Here is a 17827-nt window from a genome sequence, read left to right on the forward strand (position 1 = left end):
ACACCTCAATATAAATTATAAGAATGATTGCTTCTAAAACGAGAAATACTACTCGTATGGAAGGGGATGTCATATGAGTGATCAAAAGAAAGAAAACAAACAACCGTTAACATTAGTGGATAAAGATGATCCTTCATTAACCTTCTTAAATACACATGTTGAAGGCCATGATGGGGAAAAAGGATCTGAATACCTCTATGATGCAAAAGACAATCAGAACTTTGATGAAGAGTATGCATCTGAATTTGCAGCTGACTCAATAGAGGATAGCCAAGATGACTTTGAGAATAGTTCTGGAAAAGGTATTGGAACAATGGGCATTGTTTTTGCCATCACGTCTTTATTCTTAGTTCCACTTCTTTTAGGCCCAATAGGGATTATATCAGGCATTATTGCGATTGTAAAAGGGCGCAAGACATTAGGGATTTGGGCGATTGCCATAGGCGCTATATCCGTTCTTTCGACCCTGATCTTTACACCGCTCTTATAAAAGATAAAACCGACTCTTGATGAGAGTCGGTTTTTTAAATTAATTCGGCTGCGCCTCACGTTGTTTTGCATAGTGTTCTTCAGCTAATTTATCAATTTCTTTCTTTAATTCCTCAACCATTGTTTCTTCAGGTACCTTACGAACAATTTCACCTTTCATAAACAGTAAGCCTTCGCCTCTGGCACCTGCAATACCGATGTCGGCTTCTCTAGCTTCGCCAGGTCCATTAACTGCGCATCCAAGTACGGCAACTTTAATTGGCGCTTTAATGCTTGAAATGTATTCTTCAACTTCATTTGCAATACTAATCAGATCGATCTCAATTCGCCCACATGTAGGACATGAGATTAATGTAGCAGCATTAGCAGCTAACCCGAAAGATTTAAGTAATTCGCGAGCAACTTTTACTTCTTCAACAGGATCTGCTGACAGTGAAATACGTAATGTGTTACCGATACCCATGTTTAAAAGAACGCCAATTCCTGCTGCACTCTTAACCGTACCAGCAAAAAGTGTACCAGACTCTGTTATACCTAAGTGAAGCGGATAGTCAAATGCTTGACTTGCTTTATCGTAGGCTTCAACAGCCAGGTGAACATCGGATGCTTTCATGGAAACGATGATGTCGTGAAAGTCAAGGTCTTCTAGAATTTTAATATGGTGAAGAGCGCTTTCGACCATTGCATCTGCAGTTGGATAGCCATATTTTTCTAGTAAGTGTCTTTCGAGTGAACCTGCATTAACACCAATTCGAATCGGAATTCCTTTTTCTTTTGCTGCTTTTACAACAGCTTCCACATTCTCACGTTTACCAATATTACCTGGGTTGATGCGAATTTTATCCGCACCGCCTTCAATAGCTTTTAAAGCAAATTTATAATTGAAGTGGATGTCTACAACTAAAGGAATGTTAATCCGTTTTTTAATTTCCGCAATGGCTTCAGCAGCACGCATGTCAGGGCAAGCAACCCGAACAACTTGACAACCTGCTTCTTCTAATCGTTCAATTTCCGCAACGGTGGCATCAACATCATGGGTCTTTGTTGTTGTCATACTTTGAATGATTACTTCATCATTACCGCCAATTGTTAAATTTCCCACTTTAACGGGACGAGTATGTTTTCGATGAACTCTTTCGGTCATAGACCATATCGCTCCTTTGAGGGGCTCTTTGCCCGTCTTTTTCTCCAGTCAATGGAGACTCATGCTTATTTTATCAATCACTTGTGCGTTCTGGCAAGGAAATTCACTTACGGATTCTGATAAAGCGGAAAGCGATACGTCTTTCCAATTTGAATGGCGTTTGGGTTCGTTCCATCATTTAATGAGCTGAAATCAGCCAAAATGTCTTCAATCGAATGATTGACTTGGCCGTCATGCAAATGTTCAACGATGGATAAAACCGTTTGGCCGCTTTCAATAATGACTTCTTGATAAGGAAGGGGAGGCGGGTCTTCTTGTCCACTCTTCGTACTTGCTTCATCGTTAGTTGGAAGCTGTGCTGATAAAGTTGAGCCTGTTAAATCGTTTTGAATACCTAGAATAACGATAATGGCAATGGCAATGTACAAAAGGCGTTTCACCAGTCACACTCCTTCTTTTAAAGTATAGCCTTTTTGTATGGGAGAACCTCATTTTAAGTATTCAAGATAAAAATGCTATATTCCTGCTTCACGACATTCACGTAAGTTTGCTTAATTTATACATATTTAAGCGGAATCATACACAGGATTAAACAACAAACTAGGTCTTTTGTCGCTTTTCTAATAAAAGGGAAACAGGTAACGTTTTAAGTAGGAACGTTAGGAAGGTGGAATGTTATTTGAAGCCATTTTTAAAAGTATTCAGTATATTACTGACACTAGCTTTGCTCGTGTATCCATTTGGAAATGTGGCCGAGGCAGATGCTGTACCTGGAGATGTCTTTGTTACATTAGGACAAGATTTGAGTGAGTCCCAAAAAAATGAAATGTTGGAAAGAATGGAAGTGAGTTCAGATGTTCCAACGCTTTATGTCACAAATGAGGAAGAGCATAAATACTTAGGTGATTACATTAGTGCGCAAACAATTGGAAGTAAAGCCTTTTCGTCTTCAAAAATAACGTTAAGTGAACCGGATACTGGTATTCACGTAACCTCTGATCGAATTACATGGGTGACAAATGAAATGTATGCAAACGCGCTTATTACAGCGGGGATAAAAGACGCAGAGGTTTATGTGACGGCTCCATTTAATGTTTCGGGAACAGCTGCTTTGACAGGCTTAATTAAAGCCTATGAGTCCGCCACGGATCAAGTCATTCCAGAAGAACAGAAGAATGTTGCAAACGAAGAAATGGTTCGTACAGCAGAACTTGGAGATGCGATTGGTGAAGAAGAAGCTACTGAGCTTATTACATTAGTTAAAGAAAAGATTGCCACAACGTCAATTGAATCTGAAGAAGAGATGCGTACGATTATTATTCAGTTAGCAGAAGAAATCAATGTAACGTTAACCGATTCCCAAGTAAATGAACTGTCAGCATTGTTTATGAAAATGAAAGACTTAAACATTGATTGGGATACCGTTTCGAACCAGCTTGATAAAGTACGTGACAATTTAAGTGGTTTTTTAGAAAGTGAAGAAGCCCGCTCGTTTTTTGATCGAATGATTGAGGGTTTCAAAAGCTTTTTCAATTCCATTCGCAGCTTTTTTAGTTCATAATAGGGGGGAAGCCCCCTATTTTTTATTTTTTGAAACGTTTTAGAGTGAAGATACGTAATAAGGGGAGAGTAGTAGTAAATTTCTATGAATGGAGGTTACTGACTTGATTGACTGGTTAGATTCAGCAACGGTTGGATTCCTAGTTGTTACCCTTGGAACACTATTTTTAATTGGAGAATTACTTGTCCGAGCAAAGGGATTATTTGGGCTACTTGGTCTTGGGTTAATTAGCGTGTACTTCTTGCACCACTTAAATGGTGATGCAAGCACTTGGGTTATTATTTTTTACCTGATTGGCCTTGCACTCATTATTTTTGATGGAAATGTCACGTCTGATGGAACGATTGCCGCAATTGGAATTCTATTTATGATTGTTGGTCTGGCAACGCCTGCACCAGATCTTGTTTATAGTATTTTAGTCGGTATGGGGACTGTTATTGGCGCTGTTGCTTCTTTGCTTTTCTTGAAAATTTTTCCACATCGAAATATGTGGTCAAAAATGACACTTAAAGAATCTCTTTCATCAGAAGCTGGATACAATTCCATTAATGAAAGTTACAAAGGTTTAGTCGGGAAAAAAGGGAAAGCGTTAACAGCTTTTCGACCAACAGGAACAGTGGAAATAGACGGTGAACCTTATAGTGCTACAAGTGGAAGTACATGGATTGAAGCAGGGACAGAGGTCGACGTGATTTCTGTCGACGGGACAAGGATTTTAATAAGGCGTTCTGAAAATGAACAACAAAAAGAAGAGACTCCAGAAGAAAATAGCTAAAACCAGCTTGTTTACACAAGCTGGTTTTTTGTATGGATAGGAATAGCTAGGTATTAAATCCTATCTTGGAGGAAACGACTGATGAGTAGGCTTACAATTTATTTGTTTTGTAAAAAAAGTGTAAAGATATTTAAAAGCTTATTTACAAATTCTTTATGATCGTTTAATAATAGATGCGGAACATCATTGTTGAGGTTTGTCGAAAACCTAAAAATGAGTTTTTTATGAAGGGATGAGATGAGTGAGTGAGTTTCAAGTATTGCTGTTTACGTTCCTAGGGGGGATCGGAATCTTCCTATTTTCCGTAAAGTATATGGGAGATGGGTTGCAAAAAACAGCAGGAGACGGATTAAGAGGGTTATTAGATAAATACACAACCAATCCTTTTATGGGTCTACTTTCAGGTATTGTTGTAACCATATTGCTTCAGAGCAGTACAGCGACAACGGTTTTAACAATTGGGCTTGTAAATGCCGGATTTATGACGTTGCGTCAAGCAATTGGTGTTATTATGGGTGCAAATATTGGTACGACAACAACGGCGTTTATTATCGGTTTGCCTATTAAAGAGTATGCATTACCGATTATGGCAATTGGTGCATTCTTGCTTTTCTTTTTCAAGAAGAAAAGAATTACCGCTATCGGCCAAGTTATCTTTGGTTTCGGAGGGTTGTTCTACGGTTTAAATTTAATGGGACAAAGTCTACGCCCGTTAGCTGGGTGGGAGCCGTTTGTTGAATTTACGGCACGTATGAGTGATAATCCGCTACTTGGAGTTGTCGTTGGTGTCATTCTTGCAGTTGCTTTACAAAGCTCAACTGCAGCAATAGGACTCGTCCAGCAATTATATGAACAAGGTGCCATGGATTTAGCCGCGGCTTTACCTGTTTTAATTGGGGATAATATTGGAACGACCTTAACGGCTGTTTTAGTTGCCATTGGTGCAACGGTTTCGGCTCGACGCGCTGCGTTAACTCATGTTGTCTTTAACTTAATTGGCGCTATATTAATAATGTCTGTTTTCCCATTCTTTGTGATGTTTATAGACTTCTTGGGGAATCAATTTAGTCTGAGCAACACGCTACAGATTGCAGCTGCACACGGGGTGTACAACGTAGCCAACGTTATTGTTCAATTTCCGTTAATTGGTGTACTCGCTTATATTGTAACGAAGCTTGTGCCAGGTCAGGAACTTGATCTAGACTATAAGCCGAAGCATCTCGATCCGATCTTTATTGGAAGCTCACCAGCTATTGCGCTTGGACAGGCTAAACAAGAAGTCATTCATATGGCTGATTACTCGAAAAAAGCTTTAAAGCAAGCCATTAAATATATGGAGACAGGCGAGAAGAAAGATGCTGACCTCGCTCTTCAATATGAACTAGCGATTAACAACCTTGATAAAGAGATTACCGATTACCTTATAAAAGTATCGTCACGCTCTTTGTCAGCATCAGATTCAAACTTACACTCAACCTTATTAAATGCCGTGCGAGATATTGAGCGCATTGGCGATCATATGGAAAACATTGTCGAGCTAAAAGACTATCAGAAAGCAAATAAAGTGAGCTTGTCCGACATTGCGTTAAAAGACTTGAACGAAATGTTCGAGTTGACGTATTCAACGCTAGAAGAAGCGATGGAATCATTGGAAAGAGATGATTTGGATAAAGCAAATGATGTCTTGAAGCATGAAGAGTTAATTGATAAGATGGAAAGAAAGCTTCGAAAGCAACACATTAAACGAATGAACGATGGTGAATGCTCGGGAGCTGCCGGAATTATTTTTGTTGACATTGTTTCGAACCTTGAGCGAATTGGTGACCATTCTGTAAATATTGCCGAAGCAGTTATCGACGAGCAATAAATTTTAAAAAGATCGGGCGGTTGTCCGATCTTTTTTAAAAAAAGTATTGCACTATGCAAAAATACATGATAATATAACTCTTGTCCTTAACAGAACGGACAAGTGATGAGTAATCCACAGTAGCTCAGTGGTAGAGCTATCGGCTGTTAACCGATCGGTCGCAGGTTCGAATCCTGCCTGTGGAGCCATTTGGCGGTGTAGCTCAGCTGGCTAGAGCGTACGGTTCATACCCGTGAGGTCGGGGGTTCGATCCCCTCCGCCGCTACCAACCCTTACATAGTATTATGGCGATCGTGGCGAAGTGGTTAACGCACCGGATTGTGGTTCCGGCATTCGTGGGTTCGATTCCCATCGGTCGCCCCATTATGATTTAAATAAGTGGACCCTTAGCTCAGTTGGTTAGAGCACTCGGCTCATAACCGATTGGTCGTAGGTTCGAGTCCTACAGGGTCCACCACTTGGAGGAATACCCAAGTCCGGCTGAAGGGATCGGTCTTGAAAACCGACAGGGGTGTCAAAGCCCGCGGGGGTTCGAATCCCTCTTCCTCCGTTCCGTAAACCTTGTTGCCATTGCATGCAACAAGGTTTTTTTATGTTTACTCATTGTTTTGGAGGGAATAGTACTCAGTAAAGCAGATGTGAGCATATTCGTTGCCGTTTGTTTTTTTTAGTGGTACTCTAATTGAGAAGTAAAATCAGTTTAGTATTGAAGGGAGAGCTTTAACATGGCTTACAAATTACCAGAATTACCTTATGCAGCAAATGCACTAGAACCACACATTGATGAACAGACAATGACGATTCATCATGGTAAACACCACAACACCTATGTTACAAACTTAAACGCTGCTCTAGAAGGTCACGAAGATCTTGCAAGTAAAGATATCGAGGATCTTGTTGCGAACTTAGATTCTGTACCAGAAAACATTCGTACAGCAGTACGTAATAATGGCGGTGGACATGCTAACCATGCATTATTCTGGCAGTTACTAAGCCCGAATGGTGGCGGTGCTCCAACGGGTGCGTTAGCGAATGATATCGAGTCTACATTCGGTAGCCTTGACGAATTCAAAACAAAATTTGCTGATGCAGCAAAAGGTCGTTTTGGTTCAGGCTGGGCATGGCTTGTTGTAAACAATGGCAGCTTGGAAATCACAAGCACACCAAACCAGGATTCTCCTCTTACTGAAGGAAAAACACCTATTTTAGGATTAGATGTATGGGAGCATGCGTACTACTTAAACTACCAAAATCGTCGTCCTGACTACATTTCAGCATTTTGGAATGTTGTTAACTGGGATGAAGTGGCTAAGCGCTACGAAGCTGCAAAATAAGAAAGTATGAGTAAGACTACAAGGTAACCACCTTGTAGTCTTTTTTGCATAAATCCGCTCTTCTTTGTGGCATACTACTTAAAAGAATGGGGGGATTGTATTGAGTAACCAAGATAAAAAGAAAAACAATCAGTTTAAAGAGAATAAAAACCACGGTGAAAAGCGTACAGGAAGATTAAGTCAGTTTAAAAATGACTCAGCTCATGGCGATACACTTGATGAATATACAACAGCACAGCGCGAGGAATAAACCATCGAGGAAGGCAAATGGAAGCATTGCCTTTCTTTTTTTATTACAAAAATATATGCATAGCCAAAAATGAAACAGACACACTACTGGTAAGGTGGTGAGGTCATGCCAAAAAAATGGATGGACAGTATTTTTGGGCACGTTGTTGCATCAAAAGATTTAAAATTATTATTATCCATTGGTGGACTTTATGCGTTGAGCGTGGCTTTGTCGAATACGTTTGTCAATGTTTTTTTATGGAAGCAATCAGGTCAATTTATCGATCTTGCCCTCTACAACTTAATGTCTGTTATTTTTCAACCACTTGCATTTTTAATGGCTGGAAAGTTATCAAAGCACATTGATCGCGTCTATGTGCTTCGTATTGGGATTAGTTTGATGTCTTTGTTCTATATCGCTGTTTTAGTTGTGGGAGAAAATGCAGCGCAACATTTACTGCTCCTTGGCTCACTAATTGGACTCGGTACAGGTTTCTACTGGCTTGCTTTTAACGTACTAACGTTTGAAGTAACCGAGCCAGAGACAAGAGATTTTTTTAATGGCTTCTTAGGGTTGTTAACCTCTTTTGCAGGGATGACGGGTCCTCTAACTGCAGGGTTTATTATTACGAAACGAACTGGCTATGAGGGGTATTTCTTTATTTTTGCCCTATCCTTAACGTTGTTTTTACTAGCAGTTATTTTGACCATATGGCTAGGGAAACGTCACGCCAAAGGCAATTTTAATATTAAACATGTGCTAAACGAGCGTAAACGAAATAAAGATTGGCGAAAAGTCACCTGGGCGCATGTTACGCAAGGATTGAGGGAAGGGACGTTTGTTTTTGTCATCGTTGTCTGGGTCTTTGTGGTAACGAATAACGAACTTGCATTGGGGACATATGGATTAGTGACTTCAGGTACCCAATTTATTTTTTATTATTTAACTGCGCGTTTACTTAAAGTGGCGTATCGAAAGCGAGCCATTCTTATTGGTGGATTGTTGTTATACGGAGCAATATTTTTACTCTTATTCGATCTGACGTTTTCTAAATTAATTCTTTATGGAATTATTATATCGGTGGCTTATCCGCTCCTACTCATTCCTTATATATCGTTAACATATGATGTTATTGGCAAAGCGAGTAGGGCAGCCGAGTTACGAGTGGAATACATTATTGTCAGGGAATGGTTTTTAAATATCGGCCGTATTGCATCCATTCTCTTTTTTATCGGGATTATCTCCATTTTCCCTGAAGAACAATCGATTCCATATGTGCTGTTAATAGTAGGGTCTGGTCATTTATGGATTTATTTTTTTGTTAAACGAATTCAGCCTCCAGATGGTCACTCGGAAGTAATGCCAAACGTCAACGAATCAGAAGGGCAGAGTAGTCCTGATAAAACTGTGTAAAATCTCTACAAGCTTTGACAGGATTCTCGTTCTATTTTATAATAACAAGTGTATTACCTGCCGTGTTCGTAAACTTTTTTATGCTTTGAACCTTGAATGTTAAAAGGGAGTTCTAAATGAGTAAAGCAACGCTAAGCTAGCATGTACTAGACAGCGAACCTTTAACTGCGAACACCCACCTACCGATGTAGGTTCATAAAGCATTCATTTGCAACGGCACAAGCGGGTATGACTACTTTAATTAAAGGCATCCGGAGTTCGGGTGTCTTTTTACCTGTAATAGAGTCAGGGAGGTTGTCTAATGGGCGAATCGAAAAGCAATAAGAAGCATCATGTCTCATTGCGCTTAAATATTTTATTTCTTGCTGTGTTTTTACTTTTTTCTGCATTAATTTTGCGGCTTGGTCTTGTGCAAATTGTAAACGGTGAGGAATATGAAGAAGAGTTAAAGCATGTATCAAACCAAACAGCTCTTATTGATGCACCACGAGGGATCTTTACAGATCGCTATGGGTATCCTGTCGTAGAGAACAGCTTAGAACTATCGGTTACATATACGAACCCAGGAAATCAAAGCGGTGGAGATATGATTGAAATTGCCGAAGAAGTGGCTAAATTTATTACGGTAGACACCGAAAATTTACGTGACCGTGATAAAAGAGAATATTATTACACAAAATTGGAACCCCAAGAACGTAGAGCTCTCATTGAAGATATTGAATACAGCGACGAAGATGAAACAACGGAGTATCAGCGTATGATTGACGCTATTTCCGATGAGATGATTGCGAATTATTCAGAGGAAGAAGAGCAAGTTATTGCTATTTTTTCTCATATGCTAAGAGGGACAAACGGTTCCCCACAGCGAATTAAGCAAGGGCTAACGGATGAAGAAGCGCCTAAGCTTGCTGAGCATTTAGACCGTTTACCGAACATTAATATTCAGCGGGATTCTGTCCGAGAATATGTGTATGGTGATACGCTAAAAAATATCTATGGAAGAGTAGGATCAATCCAAACAGAATCCGTTGATGATTATTTAGCAAGAGGCTATATGCGCTCAGACTTAGTAGGTAATAGTTTTTTGGAAAAACAGTATGAGGATGTACTACGTGGTCAAAAAGCGGAAGTCGTTCGAACGAATACCCGTGAAGGCAGTGGCCCAATGGAACAGCTTATTGAAGAAACGCCAGGAAGCCGAGGGAATGACCTTGTGTTGAGCATTGATATGGAGTATCAGCAAATCCTTGACGACATTGTGGAACGTCAAGTTCTTCAAAACCAAGGAATTTTTGTACAGGATGCGTCTTCTTATGCAGTTGTAATGGATCCAAAAACAGGCGATATTTTAGCGATGAGTGGCTTCCAGAAAGAACGTGGGGAGGAAGGATTTAGCAACCCAACAGGCGTTTTTCAAAATGCCTATATGCCAGGTTCAGTTGTAAAAGGTGCCTCTGTACTTGCTGGTCTAGAAGAAGGTGTCATTTCTCCAAGCACGGTTATTCATGACAGACCACTTAAATTTAGCGATGGTACCGAAAAAAAATCATTAAGTACTAGAATAGGCCATGTTGCCTTACGTGAAGCAATGGCACGCTCGTCCAACGTCTATATGTTTGAAATTGCCATGCGGATGGCAGACTTTAATTATACTGAAGGAGTAAGCATTTTCAGTCACGCTAAAGCAAATGAAGTTTTGGATCAAGTGAAGTATTATTTTCATCAATTCGGTCTTGGAGGAGAAACAGGTTTAGACCTGCCAAATGAAGCGACAGGGTTTGCTTCGGATGGTGTTCAGGAATCAGGTAACTTACTTGATTTTATGATTGGCCAGTACGATACGTATACGACCCTTCAGCTTGCACAGTATGTTAGCACAATTGCCAACGATGGCGTACGGATGCGTCCTCGCCTAGTCACTGAAATTGTAGAAGCGAACCCGAATGGTGATGGAGATGGTGCTGTTGTTCGCACAAATACCCCAGAAGTGTTGAATACCGTTGATATGAGCCAAAGCGATATTACAGCAGTACAAGATTCATTCCGAGCCGTTGTAACGAATGCAAACGGTACAGCGAATGGTGTATCAAATAATTTAAATATCGCTGCAAAAACCGGTACAGCTCAATCATTCTTAAATGGTAGACCGACGAACAATTTAAGCTTTGTTGGTTATGCCCCTTATGATGATCCGGAAATTGCGTTTGCGATTATGACGCCAGATACGAATGTTCCTCCTTCAGGAACATCCAGTAATAAAATCTCTGAAAAAATCGCAACAGATTTAACTGAAGCTTACTACGACTTGCAAGATGAACGAAACGGTCCAAAACAAGTGGATTCTGTGGTCGAAGAAGTCGATTTGTTTGAAGAGCAGTAATAGAATTATAGAAGTAGAAAAACAGTGAGCCAATGTGCCCACTGTTTTTTTAACTATAATAGAAAAAGCTCGGCTATCGCCGAACTTCCAATACATGATTCGTAGAACATGTAGATTTTTGTATTTTTTTAAAGGATATATATGCTATCTGTCGAATAGAAGTGTGTAAGCTTAGAAAAATTCATCTACAACTTCGCTTAAGCTCATCTCGCTCGTTAACTCTCCTGTAACTTGCGGACGTAAGTCATTGGATAACCCACGATTGTCAACTTCTTCATAAAAATCATAGGCACTATCTACAATACCAGCTTCTTCTAACATTTCACCTACGTCAATACTTGTCATTCCTGGTACAACGTGAAGAATTGTTCTGTACGCAATTTCTCCTTCATTGTTATCAGAGGGTTCTTCTTCAGCATCAGTGTTTTGCGCTTCAGCAAGTTGTGCCTCTAACTCATCCCAAGCAGCCTGTGTCTCAACGGCGTAACCATTTTCCTGTAAATGAGCGACCATTTCTTCTTCTGTAAAATCGGAACTAGAAGCAGCCTCTTGATCGTTTCCAATAAAGTATGTGATCCCCAAGACACCAGAAGCAATCAATAATCCACCAGCAAAGCTACGAATAGTTTTACGCGTCATTGGCAACTTTCGTCCTTTCTTCTACTTGTCCGTCGAGGTAAGGGGATAAAAGACGATCGACTTCATGTGGTTCAAGGGACGTTTCCAACGCAATACCCTCTACAGAATAGCCACGCTTGTGCAAATCTAGGATCTCCCTTAATAGCTGTTGATGTGAATTGGAGCGATTTTGCTGTTGTGCATCTTTAGCTGCAATTTCCGCATCTAATTCAATGTCTCTTAATTGATTTTTTACTTGATGAAGCTCTTGCATAAAGGAAATTGATAAATGTTCGATTTGATCTTCTATTTTTGAACCTTTGTCCTCTTTAACAAAAGAAACAATAAGCAGAACAATTGCTGTTCCAAGCAAGAGCGCTAACATCCATTCCATGTGTTGTTCCCTCCTATGGATCGTTTTCGCACTCTCCATTATACATGAAATTACGTACGTTTCATTAGGTTAATGAAAATTTATCTATTCGTGCGTCATTTTTTGACAGCTTTAGTCATAATCTCTATCAACCAAGCTTTTTTTAGACTATGAGGAGGTGAGAACACTTGCTGTAACGAGTAAAAAAGCGATTACAAAAACATACAATTTGCACTCATTGTGGAAATGGCGAGAAGCCAGTATGCTTAATAAACAGAGACTCGTGATGTGAAGTAAAAAGAACCGACATCTTACTAGAAGGAGTGAAGATATGAATACAAACAATCATGTATCAAACATTTTTTATGCCATTGGGACAAAGCCGGTTTTTACGGTTGATATCCATTTACGCTTACGGTCTACTCTGCATTCTCAGCACTTATCTAAAATTGGCCTCTGGTATGATGGAAAAACAACGTGGGTTGGTGAAGAAGGCTGGATTGTCAATGCTGCTTTTTCTAGTACAAACACTGTTATTGTAAGTCAGGCATACCATAAAGGCTTAAATATAAAACTAACAATCCGTGATGAGTCATTACAAGAAGAACTTGGTGTTAAGCGAATGATTTCGATGAAGAATGAAGGACACTCCGATAGCAGTGTCAAATTGTTAGCCCAGCAAATTACGTACACACAAGAAGGGCTATCGTTTTATTCACCTGCTGAAAAAGCACTTATCCATTATTCAGATGAGAAATATTCTTTATTTTCTATACAAATGCCGAAAGCTCAATCCATCCAGTATGGTGTCGGCTTAGTGAATCAGATCTGGAATGAGCCGTTAGGAAAATTGTTTTTTGCGCCGTTTTCTGCGACGAAAACTGAAAGTCTAATGGTGTGCACTTGTTTATTACGTGCCAACGAAACGATCAATGCATCTCTTGTACAAATGAGTAGCGAAAATATGGTTCATTTAAAACGATCCAATTATTTAGCGCAACAGAGTGTTTAACAACGTTCGTTAATTAAGTCTTGATTTTACGGTTAGCTTTTGCTATTCTATTTAGGTATGTAAGAGAGAGTTTGGAGGGATAGCACATGCGTGTTCAAGTTACTTTAGCTTGTACTGAAAACGGTGACCGTAATTATATTACGACAAAAAACAAGCGCACAAACCCAGAGCGTATTGAACTTAAGAAATATAATCCGCGTTTAAAGCGCCATACACTTCATCGTGAAACAAAGTAAGCAGACGGTTTACCGCTGCTTCTTTTTATTGACTTTTTTAGTGAGGAGCTGAGGTGTTGAAACAACAATTACGACAACGTTTGCAAAAACAGCTCGAACAAATGAATAAGACTGAGTATTTAGAACGATCACAAGCGTTGGCAAACCAGCTTTATCGAACAAAAGAATGGAAACAAGCTGGCACAATCGGATTAACGTACGCGCGTTTCCCAGAAGTGGCGACATTGCCAATAATGGAGTATGCCTACAAACAAGGCAAGAAAGTGGCATTACCACGTACTAATATGAAAGCACGCGAAATGCATTTCTATTTCATTCAAAACTTAAACCAACTTGAGCTTCGTCCCTACAATCTATATGAGCCAAAAGAAAACCAGAGTGTTTATGTAAGCCCAAAAGAGTTGGATTTGCTTATTGTTCCAGGCCTTGCTTTTTCAAAAGACGGATCGAGGCTCGGAATGGGTGGCGGTTTTTACGATCGGTATTTGCCTTTATTCAAAGGGAAGACAGTGTCGTTATGTTTTAACGAGCAGCTCATTGAATCCATTCCTACTGAAGCACATGACATGAGGATGGACCTTGTTCTTAGTGAGAAATGGCCATGTTAATTGGATGGCTTAGCTTTATTTTACTTGGATGTGTGACGTTATTTTTGTCACATAAGCTAACCATTTCAGGGGCGGTTGCAGCTTTTTTAGTCGGTACAGTAACGGTTATCGGTGTAGGCCCTGCTGGTTTACTCTTATTTGCGGTATTCTTTGGTAGTTCTATTTTATTAGGTAAATTAAAAGGGGCAAGTGTTGATCAAGAAGTCGTTCAAAAGCATGGCAAGCGTGATGCATTTCAAGTGTTAGCGAATGGGGGCTATGCAGCCATCTGTTCCCTCTTTTTAGTCATTTTCCCTTCACTGGCTACTCTTTTTATAGCTGGTTTTGTAGGGTGTCTAGCAACAGCAATGGCTGATACGTGGGCATCAGAAATTGGCAAGCTGAGCCAAGACAAGCCAATCGATTTGTTTTCCCGGAAAAAGGTTGAAAAAGGCGTGTCCGGAGGGGTGACAAGCTTAGGGATGGCAGCAGCATTTGCTGGAAGCTTTATACTAGCAGGTACGGCTATTATGATCTGGTGGAATGAAACGAGTGTCAGCTATCTTTGGTTGTTTTTCTTTACACTAATTGGCTTCTTAGGAAATGTATTAGACAGTGTGCTAGGCTCGACGATACAAGGCTTATACCGTTGCCCATCTTGTGGTTTGGAGACGGAAAAAACGTACCATTGTGAAAAAACGGTACGGATAAGAGGGTTATCGGTTGTCACGAACGATGTCGTTAACTTATGCTGTACAGGAGCAGGTGCACTAATGGGTGTCATTGGTGCGGTTATCTTTTTTTAAAAGGGGAACGGTAAGTCATGGAACGCTATTCACGACAAGTATTATTTAATGGTATTGGTGAAGAAGGACAAGCGAAATTATTACATAGCAGCGTACTTATAGTTGGCCTTGGTGCACTTGGCACTGTGATTGCAAATCATTTAGCGAGGGCAGGAGTTGGCTCTCTTCGTTTAGTAGACCGTGATTTTGTTGAAATGAGTAATTTGCAGCGACAGATGCTCTTTACAGAAGAGGATGCTCATCAACTCGTACCTAAGGCGGTTGCGGCAAAGCGTGCACTTGAAAAAGTGAATTCTGACATTACCATTGAAGCAGTTGTGGAAGATGTCTCGGTGGAATCGATTGAACGGCTTATGGATGGGATTGATGTTGTGTTAGATGGAACAGATAATTTTGAGACGCGCTTTCTTTTAAATGATGCGTGTTTTAAATGGAAAGTTCCTTTTAGCTATGGTGGGGCTGTTCGTACCAGAGGCATGGGCGCATTTTTTATTCCAGGCGTCACACCATGTCTTCGCTGTTTTATTGAAAGTGGCGGTACAGCAGGAGAGACTTGTGATACCGTCGGTGTTCTTGCACCGATCATTGATATAGTGGCATCACTACAAGTGATTGAAGCGATGAAGTATTTGGTGGGAGCAGGTGAGAAACAGCGATCAACGCTAGAGTCATTTGATATTTGGTCGAATACACATCAAACGATAACGTTTTCTCAGAATCGGCCAGGTTGCCCTACGTGTGAAAAAGAAGAGTTTCCTGCATTAAACGAACGCTCTCGTTCTCAAACAACTCTTTGCGGGCGTCAGTCTATTCAAATTACTGCACCGGCTCCTTTTGATCTAACTCACATTGCGAAGCAATTAGAAGCAGTTGCACAAGTGAAAGTGACACCTTTCCTTATACGGGCAGCGATCAATGAAACGGAGACGATTGTTGTTTTTCCAGATGGGCGTGTGTTAGTTCAAGGAGTGGACGATCCTACTCGAGCGAAGACGATTTATAGTAAATACATTGGAAACTAATTCATACTCTTCATTAAGGATGAAATAAGTTTGTCCGTCACATCCTATATGTAGATATATGGAGGTGTCGATATGAAACAAGTCTGTTCCATCCTTTCGATTCTTGTTGTTGGAATAAGTATTTATAAATATCGTTATAAAATCGTAAATGCAATGATGAGACAACCGGGACTAAGAAGAGTGCTCATTCGGTTTGCGCTCAGAATCCCATTTGTACGTCAAAAGTTGATGGGGTCATTATTTTCTTTTCCTCATACGACGGAGAAGCTCTGACAATTGTATCAGAGCTTTTTTTGTAAGCAAGAAAGATTCTTATTCTGCAAAAACTTGCTATAATGACAGTCAGGAAGGAGGAGGTGCGGATGAACGAAATGGCTCACCGTTATCTTTATTGGCAATTAATTGAACATTACGTGCTACATAAACAGTTTCGCTTGCTTGCTCTTCATGATACACAAGCTTGGTTTGAAGATGATTCAGTGAAACCGAGAAGAGTTATACGTCTTGTTTATTCAGAAGTGGATTGGTCCAACCGCTTAAAGCGTGATATATCACATGCACAACAACAATTTGAATCCATTTATAAGCAGCTTGGTATATGGAAAATTCAAGGTGAAAATATTTATGTAATGAGTCAGCCTCCTGTTGATTCATGGGAAGATGCCCTTGCACCGTTTCAAGTCAAGGGAAACAAAGGAACCATTCGCAACCTTGCTCTGCATACAAGTGTGGCTCAGTATCAGGAGGTACTAGATCACGAATTAGCTAAAGATACTATTCCTCCACTACGTTTACAGTCATCAGATGATGAAATGATGCAATTCATTGAACGAATTCGGGGGCAAGTAAAGCAAGTCAACAGCAAACGCCGACAAAATGAAGAAAAAACGCTTCAATTTGGTAAACCACGTTTTATTTATGCCCTGTTACTCTCTTTTGTCGTGATGTTTTTTCTTTTAGAGACGAATGGTGGAAGTACAAATATACAAGTGCTTATTGATTACGGTGCTAAATATAATCCATTAATTGTAGAGGGAGAATGGTGGCGATTGGTCACCTCCATGTTCTTGCATATCGGATTGATGCACTTAGCCTTTAATGCAATGGCACTGTTCTTTCTTGGAACAGCAGTAGAGCAACTCTTTGGCTCTATGCGCTTTTTAATCATTTATTTTGCAGCCGGCTTATTTGGCTCCATTGTCAGTTTTGCATTCAATGATTATGTATCGGCTGGTGCTTCAGGCGCATTATTCGGCTGTTTTGGGGCACTTCTCTATTTTGGCTTAAAGCACCCAACATTGTTCTTTCGTACGTTAGGAAAAAATATTTTATTGCTTCTCGGATTTAATCTTGTGCTAGGCTTTATTGTTCCGGGAATTGATAATGGGGCGCACATAGGAGGTCTAATAGGAGGTTTTCTAATGGCCGCTTTAGTGAAGATGCCGAAAGAAAAAAAGAAAACGCCATTCTACCTTTCCATTAGTGCTTTCGCAATATACGTGATCGCTTCCCTGACGCTTGTTTATTTCGGACAACAACAAGCGAACGCTTCGCCTGAATTAGCGGTATTAGAAGGTCAACGTTTGCTTGAAGCAGGGCAATATGAAGAGGCGCAAGTGTTTATTACGAATGGGTTAGAAAAAGATGGTCAGCAGCCTCAACTTTTGTTTATGCAAGCGTATCTTGATATTCAGCAAGAACGGGTTCAGGAGGCAAAAGAACATTTGGAAAAAGCGCTTCAAGAGCAGCAAGCATTTCCAGAAGCTTGGTTTAATTTAACGCTTATTCATATTGAACAAGAAAACTATGATCAAGCGAAAGAATCAATCCAGCAAGCAATCCAGTATGGAGAGGATAGTCAAATTCCAGACATGGATTACTATTATGAAATCGAACAACAGATCGATGAACAACTCGCTTCATCCACATAAGTAATACGAGAAACTGAATGCATGAGTGACTTTGTCCTTCCTTTTCATCG

General features: G+C 40.1%; 19 protein-coding genes, 5 tRNA genes and 1 other RNA gene. 21 read left to right on the top strand and 4 right to left on the bottom strand.

The features are described 5' to 3' along the window. Positions 1–73 precede the first annotated feature (73 nt). The gene (locus FPV17_RS08860; protein ID WP_060705096.1) at positions 74–490 is read left to right on the top strand and encodes a hypothetical protein; all 417 of its coding nucleotides are present in this window, start codon (positions 74–76) and stop codon (positions 488–490) included. A 39-nt stretch (positions 491–529) separates the two neighbouring features. Here FPV17_RS08860 and ispG read toward each other — a convergent pair whose 3' ends face one another. After that, a complete protein-coding gene (gene ispG, locus FPV17_RS08865; RefSeq protein WP_038479000.1) occupies positions 530–1633 on the bottom strand; it encodes a flavodoxin-dependent (E)-4-hydroxy-3-methylbut-2-enyl-diphosphate synthase in 1104 nt (367 codons plus the stop codon). Between the two features lie 107 nt (positions 1634–1740). Further along, on the bottom strand, positions 1741–2073 hold the full coding sequence (gene yqfZ / locus FPV17_RS08870; protein WP_035398123.1) for a protein YqfZ: 333 nt from the start codon (positions 2071–2073) through the stop codon (positions 1741–1743). A 239-nt stretch (positions 2074–2312) separates the two neighbouring features. Here yqfZ and FPV17_RS08875 point away from each other — a divergent pair, with 239 nt between their 5' ends. From FPV17_RS08875 to FPV17_RS08930, 13 genes are all read left to right on the top strand, one after another. Continuing rightward, positions 2313–3194 (top strand): DUF1002 domain-containing protein, encoded by an 882-nt coding sequence (locus FPV17_RS08875; protein WP_144558776.1) that lies wholly within the window; start codon positions 2313–2315, stop codon positions 3192–3194. Positions 3195–3297: 103 nt separating this feature from the next. Continuing rightward, positions 3298–3969, top strand: coding sequence for an NfeD family protein (locus FPV17_RS08880; RefSeq protein WP_144558777.1), 672 nt, complete (start codon positions 3298–3300; stop codon positions 3967–3969). A 241-nt stretch (positions 3970–4210) separates the two neighbouring features. Next, positions 4211–5836 carry a Na/Pi cotransporter family protein gene (locus FPV17_RS08885; RefSeq protein WP_035398120.1) on the top strand — a complete coding sequence of 542 codons (1626 nt, stop codon included), beginning with the start codon at positions 4211–4213 and terminating at the stop codon, positions 5834–5836. A gap of 113 nt (positions 5837–5949) precedes the next feature. Further along, positions 5950–6024: transfer RNA gene (locus tag FPV17_RS08890), tRNA-Asn, on the top strand. A gap of 3 nt (positions 6025–6027) precedes the next feature. Continuing rightward, positions 6028–6104, top strand: a tRNA-Met gene (locus FPV17_RS08895). Positions 6105–6123: 19 nt separating this feature from the next. Next, positions 6124–6199, top strand: a tRNA-His gene (locus FPV17_RS08900). Positions 6200–6216: 17 nt separating this feature from the next. Continuing rightward, positions 6217–6293, top strand: a tRNA-Ile gene (locus FPV17_RS08905). A 3-nt stretch (positions 6294–6296) separates the two neighbouring features. Continuing rightward, a tRNA-Ser gene (locus FPV17_RS08910) sits at positions 6297–6386 on the top strand. A gap of 175 nt (positions 6387–6561) precedes the next feature. After that, positions 6562–7170 (top strand): superoxide dismutase SodA, encoded by a 609-nt coding sequence (gene sodA / locus FPV17_RS08915; protein WP_144558778.1) that lies wholly within the window; start codon positions 6562–6564, stop codon positions 7168–7170. 100 nt (positions 7171–7270) lie between these two features. Beyond that, on the top strand, positions 7271–7420 hold the full coding sequence (locus FPV17_RS21865; protein ID WP_164468424.1) for a hypothetical protein: 150 nt from the start codon (positions 7271–7273) through the stop codon (positions 7418–7420). A gap of 105 nt (positions 7421–7525) precedes the next feature. After that, positions 7526–8812 carry an MFS transporter gene (locus FPV17_RS08920; RefSeq protein ID WP_144558779.1) on the top strand — a complete coding sequence of 429 codons (1287 nt, stop codon included), beginning with the start codon at positions 7526–7528 and terminating at the stop codon, positions 8810–8812. Positions 8813–8863: 51 nt separating this feature from the next. After that, positions 8864–9045: non-coding RNA, 6S RNA (gene ssrS, locus FPV17_RS08925), on the top strand. 68 nt (positions 9046–9113) lie between these two features. Then, positions 9114–11192, top strand: coding sequence for a peptidoglycan D,D-transpeptidase FtsI family protein (locus FPV17_RS08930; protein ID WP_144558780.1), 2079 nt, complete (start codon positions 9114–9116; stop codon positions 11190–11192). 171 nt (positions 11193–11363) lie between these two features. Here the strand turns inward: FPV17_RS08930 and FPV17_RS08935 are convergent, their stop codons facing one another. Together FPV17_RS08935 and FPV17_RS08940 are read right to left on the bottom strand one after the other, a co-directional pair. Continuing rightward, positions 11364–11831: an MltG/YceG/YrrL family protein gene (locus FPV17_RS08935; protein ID WP_055736008.1), complete on the bottom strand. Its 468-nt coding sequence runs from the start codon at positions 11829–11831 to the stop codon at positions 11364–11366. Continuing rightward, on the bottom strand, positions 11821–12204 hold the full coding sequence (locus tag FPV17_RS08940) for a hypothetical protein (RefSeq protein ID WP_035398116.1): 384 nt from the start codon (positions 12202–12204) through the stop codon (positions 11821–11823). Before FPV17_RS08940 ends, FPV17_RS08935 begins: the two co-directional genes overlap by 11 nt. 310 nt (positions 12205–12514) lie before the next feature. On the opposite strand from FPV17_RS08940, the gene FPV17_RS08945 reads away from it, so the two are divergent. The 7 genes from FPV17_RS08945 (at position 12515) to FPV17_RS08975 (ending at position 17777) form a co-directional block, all read left to right on the top strand. Next, complete coding sequence (locus tag FPV17_RS08945; RefSeq protein WP_035398114.1) at positions 12515–13195, top strand: hypothetical protein; 681 nt, start codon at positions 12515–12517, stop codon at positions 13193–13195. Between the two features lie 86 nt (positions 13196–13281). Continuing rightward, positions 13282–13431, top strand: coding sequence for a 50S ribosomal protein L33 (gene rpmG, locus FPV17_RS08950; RefSeq protein ID WP_035398113.1), 150 nt, complete (start codon positions 13282–13284; stop codon positions 13429–13431). Positions 13432–13487: 56 nt separating this feature from the next. Beyond that, entirely contained in the window at positions 13488–14039 is a 552-nt protein-coding gene (locus tag FPV17_RS08955) for a 5-formyltetrahydrofolate cyclo-ligase (RefSeq protein WP_035398111.1), read from the top strand. Then, complete coding sequence (locus tag FPV17_RS08960; protein WP_052008267.1) at positions 14033–14824, top strand: DUF92 domain-containing protein; 792 nt, start codon at positions 14033–14035, stop codon at positions 14822–14824. The genes FPV17_RS08955 and FPV17_RS08960 overlap by 7 nt, the downstream gene beginning before the upstream one ends. 17 nt (positions 14825–14841) lie before the next feature. Further along, positions 14842–15846 carry a ThiF family adenylyltransferase gene (locus FPV17_RS08965; protein WP_144558781.1) on the top strand — a complete coding sequence of 335 codons (1005 nt, stop codon included), beginning with the start codon at positions 14842–14844 and terminating at the stop codon, positions 15844–15846. Between the two features lie 72 nt (positions 15847–15918). Continuing rightward, positions 15919–16119 carry a protein YqgO gene (yqgO, locus tag FPV17_RS08970; RefSeq protein WP_035398108.1) on the top strand — a complete coding sequence of 67 codons (201 nt, stop codon included), beginning with the start codon at positions 15919–15921 and terminating at the stop codon, positions 16117–16119. An 89-nt stretch (positions 16120–16208) separates the two neighbouring features. Further along, positions 16209–17777 carry a rhomboid family protein gene (locus FPV17_RS08975; protein ID WP_035398105.1) on the top strand — a complete coding sequence of 523 codons (1569 nt, stop codon included), beginning with the start codon at positions 16209–16211 and terminating at the stop codon, positions 17775–17777. The last annotated feature ends 50 nt before the right edge of the window (positions 17778–17827 follow it).

Origin of the sequence: Shouchella miscanthi, from assembly GCF_007725405.1 — a bacterium.
Classification (GTDB): Bacteria; Bacillota; Bacilli; order Bacillales; family Bacillaceae_D; genus Shouchella; species Shouchella hunanensis.